Annotated in this window: 13 protein-coding genes; all 13 read left to right on the top strand. The window is 72.2% G+C overall.

What is annotated here, in order from left to right:
• Positions 1 to 77 precede the first annotated feature (77 nt).
• The 13 genes from ACWDNY_RS07975 (at position 78) to ACWDNY_RS07915 (ending at position 16,081) form a co-directional block, all read left to right on the top strand.
• Positions 78 to 1,403 carry a homoserine dehydrogenase gene (locus ACWDNY_RS07975; RefSeq protein WP_451644863.1) on the top strand — a complete coding sequence of 442 codons (1,326 nt, stop codon included), beginning with the start codon at positions 78 to 80 and terminating at the stop codon, positions 1,401 to 1,403.
• A gap of 6 nt (positions 1,404 to 1,409) precedes the next feature.
• Entirely contained in the window at positions 1,410 to 2,468 is a 1,059-nt protein-coding gene (thrC, locus tag ACWDNY_RS07970) for a threonine synthase (protein WP_451644862.1), read from the top strand.
• Between the two features lie 779 nt (positions 2,469 to 3,247).
• Entirely contained in the window at positions 3,248 to 4,165 is a 918-nt protein-coding gene (gene thrB / locus ACWDNY_RS07965) for a homoserine kinase (RefSeq protein ID WP_451644861.1), read from the top strand.
• A 424-nt stretch (positions 4,166 to 4,589) separates the two neighbouring features.
• Entirely contained in the window at positions 4,590 to 6,614 is a 2,025-nt protein-coding gene (gene rho / locus ACWDNY_RS07960; protein WP_451644860.1) for a transcription termination factor Rho, read from the top strand.
• Positions 6,615 to 7,063: 449 nt separating this feature from the next.
• Positions 7,064 to 8,206, top strand: a complete 1,143-nt coding sequence (locus ACWDNY_RS07955; RefSeq protein ID WP_451644859.1) for an LCP family protein — start codon at positions 7,064 to 7,066, stop codon at positions 8,204 to 8,206.
• Positions 8,207 to 8,454: 248 nt separating this feature from the next.
• A complete protein-coding gene (gene rpmE, locus ACWDNY_RS07950; RefSeq protein WP_018571447.1) occupies positions 8,455 to 8,679 on the top strand; it encodes a 50S ribosomal protein L31 in 225 nt (74 codons plus the stop codon).
• 108 nt (positions 8,680 to 8,787) lie between these two features.
• Positions 8,788 to 9,855 carry a peptide chain release factor 1 gene (prfA, locus tag ACWDNY_RS07945; RefSeq protein ID WP_451644858.1) on the top strand — a complete coding sequence of 356 codons (1,068 nt, stop codon included), beginning with the start codon at positions 8,788 to 8,790 and terminating at the stop codon, positions 9,853 to 9,855.
• A gap of 84 nt (positions 9,856 to 9,939) precedes the next feature.
• On the top strand, positions 9,940 to 10,779 hold the full coding sequence (prmC, locus tag ACWDNY_RS07940) for a peptide chain release factor N(5)-glutamine methyltransferase (protein WP_451644902.1): 840 nt from the start codon (positions 9,940 to 9,942) through the stop codon (positions 10,777 to 10,779).
• Positions 10,780 to 10,831: 52 nt separating this feature from the next.
• Positions 10,832 to 11,479, top strand: a complete 648-nt coding sequence (locus tag ACWDNY_RS07935; RefSeq protein WP_451644857.1) for an L-threonylcarbamoyladenylate synthase — start codon at positions 10,832 to 10,834, stop codon at positions 11,477 to 11,479.
• Complete coding sequence (locus ACWDNY_RS07930) at positions 11,476 to 12,153, top strand: arsenate reductase/protein-tyrosine-phosphatase family protein (RefSeq protein WP_451644856.1); 678 nt, start codon at positions 11,476 to 11,478, stop codon at positions 12,151 to 12,153. The genes ACWDNY_RS07935 and ACWDNY_RS07930 overlap by 4 nt, the downstream gene beginning before the upstream one ends.
• A 397-nt stretch (positions 12,154 to 12,550) precedes the next feature.
• On the top strand, positions 12,551 to 13,798 hold the full coding sequence (locus ACWDNY_RS07925) for a serine hydroxymethyltransferase (protein WP_451644855.1): 1,248 nt from the start codon (positions 12,551 to 12,553) through the stop codon (positions 13,796 to 13,798).
• Positions 13,799 to 13,918: 120 nt separating this feature from the next.
• Entirely contained in the window at positions 13,919 to 15,346 is a 1,428-nt protein-coding gene (locus ACWDNY_RS07920; protein ID WP_451644854.1) for an undecaprenyl/decaprenyl-phosphate alpha-N-acetylglucosaminyl 1-phosphate transferase, read from the top strand.
• A 300-nt stretch (positions 15,347 to 15,646) separates the two neighbouring features.
• Positions 15,647 to 16,081 (top strand): hypothetical protein, encoded by a 435-nt coding sequence (locus tag ACWDNY_RS07915; RefSeq protein ID WP_451644853.1) that lies wholly within the window; start codon positions 15,647 to 15,649, stop codon positions 16,079 to 16,081.
• Positions 16,082 to 16,288: the final 207 nt, after the last annotated feature.

Below are 16,288 nucleotides of genomic sequence, written 5' to 3'. Positions count from 1 at the left end.
CCGGACGAAGGGACAGAAAGTGTCGTCCGGTGAGTGAGACTGGTTCAGCCGTAGACGGTATGAGGAAACGAGGTCGGATGATGCGTACGCGTCCGCTGAAGGTGGCGCTGCTGGGCTGTGGGGTCGTCGGCTCCGAGGTGGCGCGCATCATGACGACGCACGCCGACGACCTCGCCGCCCGGATCGGCGCCCCCGTGGAGCTTGCGGGCGTGGCCGTGCGGCGGCCCTCCAGGGTGCGCGAGGGCATCGATCCGGCCCTGGTCACCACGGACGCGACCGCGCTCGTCAAACGGGGCGACATCGACGTGGTCGTCGAGGTCATCGGCGGCATCGAGCCCGCCCGGACCCTCATCACGACCGCCTTCGAGCACGGCGCCTCCGTCGTCTCCGCCAACAAGGCCCTCCTCGCCCAGGACGGCGCCGCCCTGCACGCGGCGGCGGAGGAGCACGGCAGGGACCTCTACTACGAGGCCGCCGTCGCCGGTGCGATCCCGCTGATCCGGCCGCTGCGCGAGTCCCTCGCCGGGGACAAGGTCAACCGCGTGCTCGGCATCGTCAACGGGACGACCAACTTCATCCTCGACAAGATGGACTCCTCCGGCGCCGGCTACCAGGAGGCGCTCGACGAGGCCACCGCCCTGGGGTACGCCGAGGCCGACCCGACCGCCGACGTCGAGGGCTTCGACGCCGCCGCCAAGGCGGCCATCCTCGCCGGCATGGCCTTCCACACCCGCGTACGGCTCGACGACGTCCACCGCGAGGGCATGACCGAGGTCACCGCCGCCGACTTCGTCTCCGCCAAGGAGATGGGCTGCACGATCAAGTTGCTCGCCATCTGCGAGCGGGCCGCGGACGGCGGGTCCGTCACCGCGCGCGTGCACCCGGCGATGATCCCGCTCAGCCATCCGCTGGCCTCCGTGCGCGGCGCCTACAACGCGGTCTTCGTCGAGTCGGACGCCGCCGGGCAGCTCATGTTCTACGGCCCCGGCGCCGGTGGCGCGCCCACCGCCTCCGCCGTGCTCGGCGACCTCGTCGCGGTCTGCCGCAACCGGCTGAGCGGCACCACCGGCCCCGGCGAGTCCGCGTACGCGGCGCTGCCCGTCTCGCCCATGGGCGACGTCGTCACGCGCTACCACATCAGCCTCGACGTGGCCGACAAGCCCGGCGTCCTCGCCCAGGTCGCCACCGTGTTCGCCGAGCACGGCGTGTCCATCGACACGGTCCGCCAGCAGGGCAAGGAGGGGGCCTCCTACTCCGGCGAATTCGGCGGTACGGGAGAGGCCTCCCTCGTCGTCGTCACCCACCGTGCGTCCGACGCCTCCCTGAACGGGACCGTCGAGGCGCTGCGCAACCTCGACACCGTGCGGGGTGTCGCCAGCATCATGCGGGTTGAAGGAGAGTAACCAGCAATGACCCACCAGTGGCGCGGAATCATCGAGGAGTACCGGGACCGGCTGCCGGTGTCCGGCAGCACGCCGGTCGTGACGCTCCGTGAGGGCGGTACGCCCCTCGTGCCCGCGCAGGTGCTCTCCGAGCGCACCGGCTGCGAGGTGCACCTCAAGGTCGAGGGCGCGAACCCGACCGGGTCCTTCAAGGACCGCGGCATGACGATGGCCATCACCCGGGCGAAGGAGGAGGGCGCGAAGGCCGTCATCTGCGCCTCCACGGGCAACACGTCGGCCTCCGCGGCCGCGTACGCCGTGCGCGCCGGCATGGTGTGCGCCGTCCTCGTCCCGCAGGGCAAGATCGCGCTCGGCAAGATGGGCCAGGCCCTCGTGCACGGCGCGAAGATCCTCCAGGTCGAGGGCAACTTCGACGACTGCCTCACCCTCGCCCGGTCGCTCAGCGACAACTACCCGGTGGCGCTGGTGAATTCGGTCAACCCGGTGCGCATCGAGGGGCAGAAGACGGCTGCCTTCGAGATCGTCGACATGCTCGGCGACGCGCCCGACATCCATGTCCTTCCGGTCGGCAACGCGGGCAACATCACGGCCTACTGGAAGGGTTACAAGGAGTACGCCGCCGACGGTGTCGCCCGGCGCACCCCGCGGATGTGGGGCTTCCAGGCGTCCGGCAGCGCCCCGATCGTGCGCGGCGAGGTCGTCAAGGACCCGTCGACCATCGCCACCGCGATCCGTATCGGCAACCCGGCTTCGTGGCATTTCGCGCTGGCGGCGCGGGACGAGTCCGGCGGCCTCATCGACGAGGTGACGGACCGTGAGATCCTGCGCGCCTACCGGCTGTTGGCCGCGCAGGAGGGTGTGTTCGTCGAGCCGGCGTCCGCCGCGTCCGTCGCCGGTCTGCTGAAGGCCGCCGAGCAGGGCAGGGTCGACCCGGGCCAGCGGATCGTGTGCACCGTCACCGGCAACGGCCTGAAGGACCCCGACTGGGCCGTCGCGGGTGCGCCGCAGCCGGTGACCGTGCCCGTGGACGCGGTGACGGCGGCGCAGCGGCTGGGCCTGGCTTGAGACGGACGGCGGCCGGCGCGGGGCCCGGGAGCGGGCCGGTCACCGGCCGCCGCGTCCGGTCCCCGCTCGGCCGGCACGCCCGGCCGCCGTTCGCAGCCGCTGCGTCCGGCGCGGCGTGCGTGGCCACTGCCTCCGGCCACCGTCCGCCCGCGGTTTGCGGCTAGTGCGTCCGGCCGGGCGTGCGTGGCCACTGCGACCGGCCACCGTCCGTCCGCCGTTCGCGACCACCGCGGCCGCCCGGCCTGCACGGCCACCGCGACCGGCCCCCGCCGGGCCATCGTTCGCGACCACCGCGGACGACCACCGCGGACGGCCACGGCCGGTCACCGCATCCGCCCGGCATGCCCGGCACGCCCGCCCGCCGTCCGGGGCCGCCCCGTCCGGCCGCCCCTTCCGTCCGGCATACCCTCCCGTTCGCGTCCGTCGCGTCCGTCGCGTCCGGCCGGGTCGGCGCGCGGGGCGGTGCGGCGGCTGCGGCGCCCGTGCGGACGGGTGGACGGCGCGTCCGTGTACGACGGACCCGGGGTGGGAACATCCCAGGTGGGTGCACACAGGGCCGGCGACACGCATCGTGCGCCTCCCGTGCGCCCTGTGTCGCCACAGAACCTTCCTTCGATAGGCTGTACCGAACCCACCGCCGCATATGCCGCGGGTCCGCGCCGTCTCCGCGGCCCGGACCCGGCAGGCCGCTCGGCCCGACGCGGCCCCGAGGGTTCTCGTACGTCGTCGAATGTCCTCGGCAGTCGACAGTCACGCAGCTCAAGGAGAGTCAACGAGCGATGGCCGGTCCAGCGTTCCGCGCCGCCGCCGTCCGGGTGCGCGTCCCCGCCACCAGCGCCAACCTCGGTCCGGGCTTCGACGCCCTGGGCCTCGCGCTGGGGCTCTACGACGACGTGGTCGTCCGGGTGGCCGACTCCGGGTTGCACGTCGACATCGCGGGCGAGGGCGGCGAGACCCTCCCACGCGACGAGAGGCACCTGCTCGTACGCTCCCTGCGCACCGCCTTCGACGTCCTCGGCGGCCAGCCGCGCGGCCTGGAGATCGTCTGCGCCAACCGCATCCCGCACGGCCGCGGCCTCGGCTCCTCCTCCGCAGCCATCTGCGCCGGCATCGTCGCCGCCCGCGCGGTGACGATAGGCGGCGAGGCGAAGCTCGACGACGCCGCGCTGCTCGACCTCGCCACCGAGATCGAGGGCCACCCCGACAACGTCGCGGCCTGTCTGCGCGGCGGCTTCACCCTGGCCTGGATGGAGGCCGGCGGCGCACGGGCGATCAGGATGGATCCCGCCGATTCCATCGTTCCGGTGGTTTTCGTGCCCGGGAAGCCAGTCCTGACCGAGACCGCGCGCGGTCTGCTGCCGCGCACCGTGCCGCACGTCGACGCCGCCGTCAACGCGGGCCGCGCCGCCCTGCTCGTCGAGGCGCTGACCAGGCGCCCCGAGCTGCTGCTGCCGGCCACCGAGGACCGGCTGCACCAGGAGTACCGCGCCCCGGCCATGCCGGAGAGCGCCGCGCTGGTGGCGCGGCTGCGGGCCGACGGCATCCCCGCGGTGATCTCCGGCGCCGGTCCGACGGTCATGGCACTGGCCGACGCGGGCACCGCCGACAAGGTGGAACAACTGGCGGGCCACGACTGGGCCGCCAACCGGCTGAGCCTCGATCTGCAGGGAGCGAGCGTGCTTCCGCTCGCTCCCTGACACGCGGTTGCCGGATTTCGGAAGGGGGAATGTTTGTTGGATCCGGTAGTGTTAACCTCAAGTCAGCACCCGACCCCACCATGGCGAGGTGCTTCGTGTCCCCGTCCGGGACAGACATTCTTCCGGGAGCTCCCCAAGCCGCACTGTGTGGTGTACGCCGTACCTGGGCTGGTACGTCGTCCACGGACACTGAGCGGCCCGCTGGTGGGGGTACCCCCTCTGGGGGAGCTTCGGAACCGGTGCGACCACGCCACGTGACACTCGCTGCCACGGTTCGTCGAGGAAGCGCCATCACCAGAAATCTCTTCCGCCGCTCAGGCGGATTACCGCCCCGGCACGGTCCGCACAGCAAGGACCGAAGCCGGACAGCACAACCGGTCGCCGAGCCAGACAGGCCGACGTCCGCTCCAGGGAAGGACCCTTCGTGAGCGACACCACCGATCTGATGGGCGCACGTGTCGAGGAGACCGCTGCCGCGCCCTCCACGGACGCCTCCGCGCCTGCCACCGGTGCCGGCTCCCGGCGGCGCCGCGGTACCGGCCTCGAGGGCATGGTGCTGGCCGAGCTGCAGCAGGTCGCATCCGGCCTCGGCATCAGAGGCACCGCGCGTATGCGCAAGAGCCAGCTGATCGAGGTCATCAAGGAGGCGCAGGCGAACGGCTCCGCTCCGGCCAAGGCCGCGGCGTCCGCCGAGACCGCCACCGAGAAGCCGAAGCGCCGCGCCACCTCCCGCGCCCGCACGGATGACGAAGCCGAGAAGGGCGTGAAGAACGCCGCCCCGGCCGAGACCCCTGCCGAGAGCGCCGCCGCGCAGCAGATCGAGATCCCCGGCCAGCCGGCCGGCGGCCCCTCCCGCGCGGGCGAGGGCGAGCGCGGCGGGGACGACGCCCCCGCCGAGCGCCGTCGGCGTCGTGCCACCGCCGAGGCGGGCAGCCCCGAGACGGCCGCCGCCGAGGTGAAGAACGAGTCGAAGGCCGAGACGTCGGCCCAGCAGCAGGGCGACGGCCGGTCCGACTCCGCCGACGGCGGCGAGGGCCGCCGCCGTGACCGCCGCGAGCGCGGCCGTGACCGCGAGCGGGACCGTGACCGCGACCGCGATCGCGACCGCCGTGGCAAGGGCGACGACCAGCAGGGCGGCCAGCGCCAGCAGCAGAACCAGCAGCAGCAGGGCGGCGGCCGGCAGGACCGCCAGCGGGTCGACGAGGACGACGACTTCGAGGGCGGCCGCCGGGGCCGTCGCGGCCGCTACCGCGACCGCCGTGGCCGTCGCGGGCGTGACGACGTGCAGGAGCCGCAGATCGCCGAGGACGACGTCCTCATCCCGGTCGCGGGCATCCTGGACATCCTCGACAACTACGCCTTCATCCGGACCTCCGGCTACCTGCCGGGCCCGAACGACGTGTACGTCTCCCTCGCCCAGGTCCGCAAGAACGGCCTGCGCAAGGGCGACCACCTCACCGGCGCGGTCCGCCAGCCGAAGGAGGGCGAGCGCCGCGAGAAGTTCAACGCGCTGGTCCGCCTCGACTCCGTCAACGGCATGGCGCCCGAACACGGCCGCGGGCGGCCGGAGTTCAACAAGCTGACGCCGCTGTACCCGCAGGACCGGCTGCGCCTGGAGACCGACCCGGGCGTGCTGACCACCCGGATCATCGACCTCGTGTCGCCGATCGGCAAGGGCCAGCGCGGTCTGATCGTGGCCCCGCCGAAGACCGGCAAGACCATGATCATGCAGGCGGTCGCCAACGCGATCACGCACAACAACCCCGAGTGCCACCTGATGGTCGTCCTCGTCGACGAGCGTCCGGAAGAGGTCACCGACATGCAGCGGTCGGTCAAGGGCGAGGTCATCTCCTCGACCTTCGACCGCCCGGCCGAGGACCACACCACGGTCGCCGAACTCGCCATCGAGCGGGCCAAGCGCCTGGTGGAGCTGGGCCACGACGTGGTCGTCCTGCTGGACTCGATCACCCGTCTGGGCCGTGCGTACAACCTCGCCGCCCCGGCCTCCGGCCGCATCCTGTCCGGTGGTGTCGACTCGACCGCCCTGTACCCGCCGAAGCGCTTCTTCGGCGCGGCCCGCAACATCGAGGACGGCGGCTCGCTGACCATCCTCGCCACCGCCCTGGTGGACACCGGGTCCCGCATGGACGAGGTGATCTTCGAGGAGTTCAAGGGCACCGGCAACATGGAGCTCAAGCTCGACCGGAAGCTCGCCGACAAGCGCATCTTCCCCGCGGTGGACGTCGACGCGTCCGGCACCCGCAAGGAGGAGATCCTGCTCGGCGCCGAGGAGCTGGGCATCGTCTGGAAGCTGCGCCGGGTGCTGCACGCCCTCGACTCGCAGCAGGCGATCGAGCTGCTCCTCGACAAGATGAAGCAGACGAAGTCGAACGCCGAGTTCCTGATGCAGATCCAGAAGACGACCCCGACGCCGGGCAACGGCGACTGAGGTACGTGCTTCACCCGAAAGGGCCGCTCCCGTCACGGGGGCGGCCCTTTCGCCGTGCGGGACCCTCCGCGACAGCGGGCCGTCGCGCCGGCGCGACCGTCCGACCGGGGGACGCTCCCGGTGCGAGGGCTGCCCCGGCCGTGGACAGCGCAGGTCAGAGCGGGGAGCCGGGCGTCGTCCCGCCGGTGTGCCGGTCCGGGCGCCGGGCGGACCCGCCGCGTCGCCACCCGTTCGAGTTCACCCGTCCGACCGTGCGGGGCGACGATGGAGGGACGGGCACGGCCCCGGCTCACGGACGCCCCCGCCCACGGAACGCGCTCGCGTGGGACCGGAGCGGGGGAGCCGGCAGCACCAGGGACGCACGCGGTGCCGGAGGTGAGTGACGCGGACCCGGGTCTGACCCCGCGATCAGGGGGTAGCCGTCCGTCCCGAGCAGAGTTGAGGAGCGCATGACTGCCGACAGCACGCCGGACCCCGGCATACCGGGGGGAAGAGCCGGGACGTACCGCCGCCGCACGCGGCACCCCGGGCGGCGCAGGGCCCTCGTGGCGGCCGCGTGGACCGCCGTGGGAGTCGTCGTGCTCGGCGGCACCGGCGCCGGCTACCTGTACTCCAGGTTCAACGGAAACCTCAGGACGGTCGACATCGACCAGATCCTCGGCGGCGACCGGCCCGCGAAGGCCGGCAACGGCTCCGAGAACATCCTCGTCCTCGGTTCCGACACCCGTTCCGGCAGCAACAGGAAACTCGGCGGCGGCAGCGACGACGGCACCGCCCGCTCCGACACGGCGATGATCGTGCACCTCCACGAGGGCCACCGGAGGGCGAGCGTGGTGTCCATTCCGCGCGACACCCTCGTCGACCGGCCCGAATGCACCAGCCCCGACGGGGCGGCGCACGGCGCCGCGCGCGGTGTGATGTTCAACTCCGCGTACACCACCGGCGGCGCCACCTGCGCGGTGAAGACCGTCGAGTCCATGACCGGCCTCCGCATGGACCACTACCTGGAGGTCGACTTCAGCGGCTTCCAGCGGCTGATCGACGAGCTCGGCGGCGTCCGCGTCACCACCACCCGGGCCATCGACGACCCCGACAGCCACCTGAGACTCCCGGCCGGCACGCACACGCTCGACGGCGCCCAGGCCCTCGGCCTGGTGCGCACCCGGCACGGCGTCGGCGACGGCTCCGACCTCGGCCGCATCCAGCTCCAGCAGGCCTTCGTCGGGGCACTGGCCGACCGGATCGACCGGATCGGCGTGCTCACCAACCCCAAGAAGCTCTACAAGCTCGCCGACACCGCCACCAAGGCCATGACGACCGACTCCGGGCTCGGCTCGGTGAACTCCCTGATGTCCTTCGCGGACGGTGCCAAGGGCATCGACTCGTCGAACATGACGATGGTGACGCTGCCGGTGCGCTACGACCCCGGGAACGCCAACCGGGTCGTCATCGAGGAGGCCAAGGCGAAGCAGGTGTGGACCGCCCTGCGCGCGGACCGGCCCGTCCCGGCGAGCGCGACCCGGGACACGGCCACGGGCGAGGCGAACGGCGTGGTGACCTCCGCACGGGCGGCGACGACGCGGCCGTGGTAAGGCGGCCCGGGGACGGCCGGAGGCGGCGGTACGGGGCGGTCGCCCCGGCTCGGAGGGCGCGCCACGAACCACGGAAGCGCGGGTGGCGAGGGCGGCGTACAGGGGCGGGGGAGCGGCGGGGAATACCTCGGCGTGTCCCCCGGTTTTGGGGGATGCGCCCAGTCCTGGCAGACTGGTACGTCGGCTCCGGTTCACGCGTCCGCATCCCGCGTCCGCGACCCGGCGCCCTCCCGATCCTAGGAGACACCTTGAAGCGCGACATCCACCCCGAGTACGTCGAGACGCAGGTCAGCTGCACCTGCGGCGCGTCGTTCACCACCCGCAGCACGATCGATTCCGGCACCATCCGGGCCGAGGTCTGCTCCGAGTGCCACCCGTTCTACACGGGCAAGCAGAAGATCCTCGACACCGGTGGCCGTGTGGCCCGCTTCGAGGCCCGCTTCGGCAAGGCTGCCGCCGGCTCCAAGAAGTAGCGAGCCCCTCTTCGCCGGTCCACGGCCTCGCCCCCATGCCGGGGTGGGCCGGGACCGGCGTTTTTGGTCGCACGCCTTCCCTTCCCCCGCAGTATCAGGAGCCGAAAGATGTTCGAGGCCGTCGAGGAACTCGTCGCCGAGCACGCCGACCTGGAGAAGCAGCTCGCCGACCCGTCGGTCCACGCAGACCAGGCCAACGCGCGCAGGCTGAACAAGCGCTACGCCGAGCTCACCCCGATCGTCGCCACGTACCGCTCCTGGAAGCAGACCGGCGACGACGTGGAGACCGCGCGGGAACTGGCGGCCGACGACCCGGACTTCGCCGCCGAGGCCAAGGTGCTCGACAAGCAGCGCGAGGAACTGACCGAGAAGCTGCGCCTCCTGCTCGTCCCGCGCGACCCCAGCGACGACAAGGACGTCATCCTCGAGATCAAGGCGGGCGCGGGCGGCGACGAGTCCGCCCTGTTCGCCGGCGACCTGCTGCGCATGTACCTGCGCTACGCCGAACGCGTCGGCTGGAAGACCGAGATCATCGACGCCACCGAGTCCGAGCTTGGCGGCTACAAGGACGTCCAGGTCGCCGTGAAGACGCGCGGGCAGATCGAGCCCGGCCAGGGCGTGTGGGCCCGCCTGAAGTACGAGGGCGGCGTGCACCGCGTGCAGCGCGTGCCGGCCACCGAGTCGCAGGGCCGCATCCACACCTCCGCCGCCGGTGTCCTGGTGACCCCGGAGGCCGAGGAGGTCGACGTCGAGATCAACCCGAACGACCTGCGGATCGACGTGTACCGCTCGTCCGGCCCGGGCGGCCAGTCCGTCAACACCACCGACTCCGCGGTGCGCATCACGCACCTGCCCACCGGAGTCGTCGCCTCCTGCCAGAACGAGAAGAGCCAGCTGCAGAACAAGGAGCAGGCGATGCGTATCCTGCGCTCGAGGCTGCTCGCCATGGCGCAGGAGGAGGCGGAGAAGGAGGCGGCCGACGCCCGGCGCAGCCAGGTCCGCACCGTCGACCGCTCCGAGAAGATCCGCACCTACAACTTCCCGGAGAACCGCATCTCGGACCACCGCGTCGGTTTCAAGGCGTACAACCTGGACCAGGTCCTGGACGGCGACCTCGACGCCGTGATCCAGGCCTGCGTCGACGCGGACTCGGCCGCCAAGCTCGCGGCCGCCTGAGAACCAGCAACAGGACGACAGCTCAGCCCCGGAGGACGCAGCGTGCAGCAAGGATTTGGGAGGCGCCCGGCAGGCCCCCGCAGCGTGCTGCTCGCGGAGGTGGCACAGGCCACCCAGCGGCTGGCCGTCGCCGGCGTGCCCTCGCCGCGCAACGACGCGGAGGAGCTCGCCGCGTTCGTGCACGGCGTCAAGCGGGGTCAGCTGCACACCGTGAAGGACGCCGACTTCGACGCCCGCTACTGGGAGGTCGTCGCCCGCCGCGAGCAGCGCGAGCCGCTCCAGCACATCACCGGACGCGCCTACTTCCGCTACCTGGAGCTCCAGGTCGGCCCCGGCGTGTTCGTGCCCCGGCCGGAGACGGAGTCGGTCGTCGGCTGGGCCATAGACGCCGTGCGGGCCATGGACGTCGTCGAGCCGTGCATCGTCGACCTGTGCACCGGCTCGGGCGCCATCGCCCTGGCCCTCGCCCAGGAGGTGCCGCGCAGCAGGGTGCACGCCGTGGAGCTGAGCGAGGACGCGCTGCGCTGGACCCGCAAGAACGTGGAGGGCTCCCGGGTCGACCTGCGCCGGGGCGACGCCCTGACCGCCTTCCCCGACCTGGACGGCCAGGTCGACCTGGTCATCTCCAACCCGCCGTACATCCCGCTCACGGAGTGGGAGTACGTCGCCCCGGAGGCACGGGACTACGACCCGGAGATGGCCCTGTTCTCCGGCGAGGACGGCCTCGACCTCATCCGCGGCATCGAACGCACCGCGCACCGGCTGCTGCGCCCCGGCGGGGTGGTGGTGATCGAGCACGCGGACACCCAGGGCGGCCAGGTGCCGTGGATCTTCGCCGACGAGCGGGGCTGGGCCGACGCCGCCGACCATCCCGATCTCAACAACAGGCCACGGTTCGCCACCGCGCGTAAGGCGCTGCCGTGACCCCCACCCAGACCTCATGTCAGCAGTACGTGTACGAGGAGGCCCGCTGACCATGGCACGGCGATACGACACCAACGACGCGACCGACCGCGTGACGGGTCTGCGCGAGGCCGCCTCAGCCGTCCGCCGGGGCGAACTGGTGGTGCTGCCGACCGACACGGTGTACGGCATCGGCGCCGACGCGTTCTCCGCGGAGGCCGTCGCCGACCTCCTCGACGCCAAGGGCCGGGGCCGCAACATGCCCACGCCCGTCCTCATCGGCTCCCCGAACACGCTGCACGGACTCGTCACGGACTTCTCCGAGACGGCCTGGGAGCTCGTCGACGCGTTCTGGCCGGGCGCGCTGACACTGGTCGCCCGGCACCAGCCGTCCCTGCAGTGGGACCTCGGCGACACCCGCGGCACGGTCGCAGTGCGCATGCCGCTGCACCCGGTCGCCATCGAGCTGCTCACCGAGGTCGGCCCGATGGCCGTGTCCTCCGCCAACCTCACCGGCCACCCCGCGCCGGAGACCTGCGACGCCGCGCGGGAGATGCTCGGCGACTCCGTGTCCGTCTACCTCGACGGCGGCCCGACCCCGGGCAACGTCCCGTCCTCCATCGTCGACGTCACCGGCAGGGTCCCCGTGCTGCTGCGCGAGGGCGCGCTGTCGCCGGAGGAGCTGCGGAAGGTCGTACCCGACCTCGAGGTGGCCAATTGACGGCCCCTGACCCGGGGCGTGGCATAGGCGACGGGGACGTGACGGGGCTCCCGGTGCGGCCGGGCCACCCCCCCGACACCTTCCGCATCCTTCACGTCAGCACCGGCAACGTGTGCCGCTCACCCATCACCGAACGCCTGACCCGCCACTTCCTGGCGGACCGGCTCGGCGGCCGGGCGGGCGGCGGGCTGATCGTGGAGAGCGCGGGCACCTGGGGGCACGAGGGCGCGCCGATGGAGGCGCACGCGGAGACCGTGCTGGCCGAGTTCGGCGCGGACGCCTCCGGCTTCACCGGCCGGGAGCTGCTGGACGAGCACGTCATCCGCGCCGACCTGGTGCTCACGGCGACCCGCGACCACCGCGCCCAGGTCATCTCCATGGGCCACTCGGCGGGCCTGCGCACCTTCACGCTGAAGGAGTTCACCCGGCTGGTGCGGGCGATAGACACGGCGACCCTGCCGCCGCTGGAGGACGGTCTGGTCGGACGCGCCCGCGCCCTGGTGCGCGCCGCCGCGGCTCTACGCGGGTGGCTCCTCGCGCCGACGGCGGAGGCGGACGAGGTGTACGACCCGTACGGGGCGCCGCTGACGTTCTTCCGGTCGATCGGCGACGAGATACACCAGGCCCTGGACCCGGTCGTCACGGCCCTCACGGGCGTCCCGGCCCGCACCTGACGCCCGCGCGGCCGCGGTCGCGCGGCCCCGCCCGTGCCCGACGTCGGCATCCGACACGGCCGCTCTGGCCTGACGCCGGTGCCTCACGTGGCCGCTCGGCCCGGCCCGCACCTGACGTCGGCGCCCGGCACCGGCTCCCAGCCCGGTTCCAGCCTGACGCGGGCGCTCGGCGCCGGCCCGTGCCCGGGGCCGCGCCGTGGCACCACCACCGGCGACGATGTGCCGCCGGGACCCGGGGATCCCTCCGGACACCTTCCCGGGGCAGCGCACGGCGCCCAGGCGCGCTCCCGGGGCCGTCCGGGGCGCCCCCGCACCCTCGCGGGTGGCGTGATCGCGCGGGGTGCCGGGGGCGGGCCTACATTGGACGTACGCCGTCGTCGACCGCCCGGAGTGCGCCATGCCGGTCACCCACGCTCCCGAGGCCGATGTCCTGCGACGGCAGGACCCCGAACTGGCCGACATCCTGGCCGGGGAACTCGCACGGCAGTCGACGACGCTGCAGCTGATCGCGGCGGAGAACTTCACCTCGCCGGCCGTGCTGGCCGCGCTCGGCTCGCCGCTCGCCAACAAGTACGCCGAGGGCTACCCGGGGGCCCGGCACCACGGCGGCTGCGAGATGGTGGACGTCGCCGAGCGCCTGGCCGTCGAGCGGGCCCGGCGGCTCTTCGGCGCCGAGCACGCCAACGTCCAGCCGCACTCGGGATCCTCCGCCGTCCTGGCCGCCTACGCGGCGCTGCTGCGCCCGGGCGACACCGTCCTCGCCCTGGGCCTGGCGTACGGCGGTCACCTCACACACGGCTCGCCGTCGAACTTCTCCGGCCGCTGGTTCGACTTCGTCGGGTACGGCGTCGACGCCGAGACCGGGCTCATGGATTACGAGCAGGTGCGCACGCTGGCCCGTACGCACCGCCCCAAGGCCATCGTGTGCGGGTCCATCGCCTACCCGCGCCACCTCGACTACGCCTTCTTCCGCGAGGTGGCCGACGAGGTCGGCGCCTATCTCATCGCCGACGCCGCCCACCCCATCGGGCTGGTCGCCGGGGGCGCGGCGCCCAGCCCGGTGCCGTACGCGGACGTGGTGTGCGCCACCACGCACAAGGTGCTGCGCGGGCCGCGCGGCGGGATGATCCTGTGCGGGCACGAGCTGGCCGACCGCGTCGACCGCGCCGTCTTCCCCTTCACGCAGGCCGGGGCGCAGATGCACGCCGTCGCCGCGAAGGCCGTCGCGTTCGGCGAGGCGGCGACGCCGGCGTTCACCGCGTACGCCCGGCAGGTCGTGCTGAACGCGCAGGTCCTCGCGGCACGACTGGCCGCCGAGGGCCTCGCCGTCACCACCGGCGGCACCGACACCCACCTGATCACCGCGGACCCGTCCCCGCTCGGCGCCGACGGGCGCACCGCCAGCGGACTGCTCGCCGCCGCCGGGATGGTGCTGGACTGCTGCGCCCTGCCGCACGCCGACGCCCGCGGGCTGCGCCTGGGCACCGCCGCGGTGACCACGCAGGGGATGGAGCAGGAGGAGATGGAGTGGATCGCGGTGCTGTGCGGGAAGGTGCTGCGCGGCGAGATCGACGCCGTGCGGGCGCGTGCCGATGTGCGGGAGCTCACGAGGAGATTTCCGCCGTATCGGGCGGAGGCGGGGTAGGCCCCTCCGCCGTGCACGGCTGTGCGTGCAACCATGGTCGTTACCCGGAAGTCCCCATTGATATGCCCGCGTCGCTAGGGTGTGGGGCTGTGATGGCCAGCGAGACCTGTGGGGAAGCCCGTGCGTGAATACCTGCTGACGCTCTGCGTCACGGCGGCGGTGACCTACCTGCTGACCGGGCCGGTACGGAAGTTCGCCATCGTGGCGGGGGCGATGCCGGAGATCCGGGCGCGTGACGTGCACCGGGAACCCACTCCGCGGCTCGGCGGGATCGCGATGTTCTTCGGTCTGTGCGCCGGGCTGCTGGTCGCGGACCACCTCACCAACCTCAACGAGGTCTTCGCCAAGTCCAACGAGCCGCGGGCGCTGCTGTCCGGGGCCGCGCTGATCTGGCTGATCGGCGTGCTGGACGACAAGTTCGAGATCGACGCGCTGATCAAGCTGGGCGCGCAGATGATCGCGGCCGGCGTGATGGTCATGCAGGGTTTGACGATCCTGTGGCTGCCGGTGCCCGGTGTCGGCACGGTCGCGCTGACCCAGTGGCAGGGCACGCTGCTGACCGTGGCGCTGGTGGTGGTCACCATCAACGCCGTGAACTTCGTGGACGGTCTGGACGGTCTCGCGGCCGGCATGGTGTGCATCGCGTCGGCGGTGTTCTTCATGTACGCCTATCGCATCTGGTATTCGTACGGAATCGAAGCCGCCGCCCCGGCGACGCTGTTCGCCGCCATCCTCATGGGCATGTGTCTCGGCTTCCTGCCGCACAACATCCACCCCGCGCGCATCTTCATGGGTGACTCGGGCTCGATGCTGATCGGCCTGGTACTGGCCGCGGGCGCTATTTCCGTCACGGGGCAGGTCGACCCGGACAACCTGTTCGGCGGGTCCGAGCGCAACGCGGTGCACCAGATGGTGCCGATCTACATCCCGCTGCTGATGCCGCTGACGATCATCGCGATCCCGGCCGCCGACCTGGTGCTGGCCATCGTGCGGCGCACCTGGCGCGGCCAGTCGCCGTTCGCGGCCGACCGGGGGCACCTGCACCACCGGCTGCTGGAGATCGGTCACTCGCACAGCCGCGCCGTGCTGATCATGTACTTCTGGTCGGCGCTGATCGCGTTCGGCGCGCTCGCCTACTCGGTCAACTCCGCCTCCATGTGGATCGTGCTGGGGGTGGTGTTCCTCTGCGCGATCGGTCTGGTGCTGCTTCTGCTGCCCCGCTTCACGCCCCGCGCACCGCGCTGGGCGGAGCACTTCGTGCCGCCGCGCTACCGCCGCCGGGCAGACACGCCGGACGGCTCGACGCCGGACACCTCGGAGCCGGACGACCCGGCGCCGGCGGCCGTATCCGGAACGGCGCCGGCGTCCGCCTCCGAGGGCTCCGCGCCCGCCCCGCAGTCGGCCGAGCCGGGTGGGTCCCCTGTGTCACGGGAGCGCCGTGAGCCCCAGGAGCCGGTGGCGGCGGGAGTGTCCGGAGTCAACGGCGCGACCGCCCTCGGCGCCCGTGCGCGGCTCCGGGACGGGGGCAAAGCGGAAACGTCACGCTGACGCTCAAGGTAAGAATCTGACTAAAGCGTTGCCAACTCGTGGGGGAGTAAAGCACCCCAATACCAGACAAGTCGGCTCCGTTTCTGCACAGACGCGCAGTGTCATTCTCATGTGTGACAGTAAGCACACCCTTCAGGTAAAGACCTCATCAAATAGTTTGTGATACGGTTCACGAGAAGCCCGGATGGAGCTGAAGGGCCCGCAAGCGACGGCCCTCGGTGTCGAGGTTCCTCTCTCGAAGCCGGGACTACGCTCGTCCATGACGACACCCCTGTCCCCTGCGAAAGCGGAGTTGCCGCCATGCCCTCCAGTGACGCCCGGATCCTCCTCCAGGCCGCTGTGCCCACGGCTGCCGTCGGCGCGATCGCCGCCGTTGTCAGCGCCGTGGTCGCCGGCGGCGAGGGGGCGCTCGGGGCGGTCGTCGGGGCGCTGGTGGTGATCGTGTTCATGGGGATCGGCCTCTTCGTGCTGCAGCGCACCGCCGCGTCACTCCCGCACCTGTTCCAGGCGATGGGTCTGATGCTGTACGCGGCGCAGCTCCTGCTGCTGTTCGTCTTCGTCGCGCTCTTCAAGGACACGACACTGTTCAACCCCCGGGCCTTCGCGCTCACGCTCGTCGCCGGCACCCTCACCTGGATCGCCGCGCAGACGCGCGCCCACATGAAGTCCAAGATTCTTTACGTCGAGCCGGATTCGGCCGGCGACAACCCCCACAAGACGGGCTCGTCGTCGTGAGGGGTAGGGCCGGGATAAAGACGCTTGAGAGATCCTGCTATCGTCCGGTGCCAACTGCGGCATCGCGGGCGCGGGCATCTGAGCTGACGCCTGCTCAATCGCGAGGCTTGATGCCCCCCAGCCGCCACCACATCCGTAACACCAGTCCCGTGCCGAACCGCGGCCTCAGGTCGCGCCGACACAACGAGGTTGCCGTACCTATGCGCC

This window comes from Streptomyces sp. NPDC003697 (assembly GCF_053587115.1).
The sequence above is the reverse complement of the archived record's forward strand: the minus strand, read 5'-3'. Positions and strand labels throughout refer to the sequence as shown.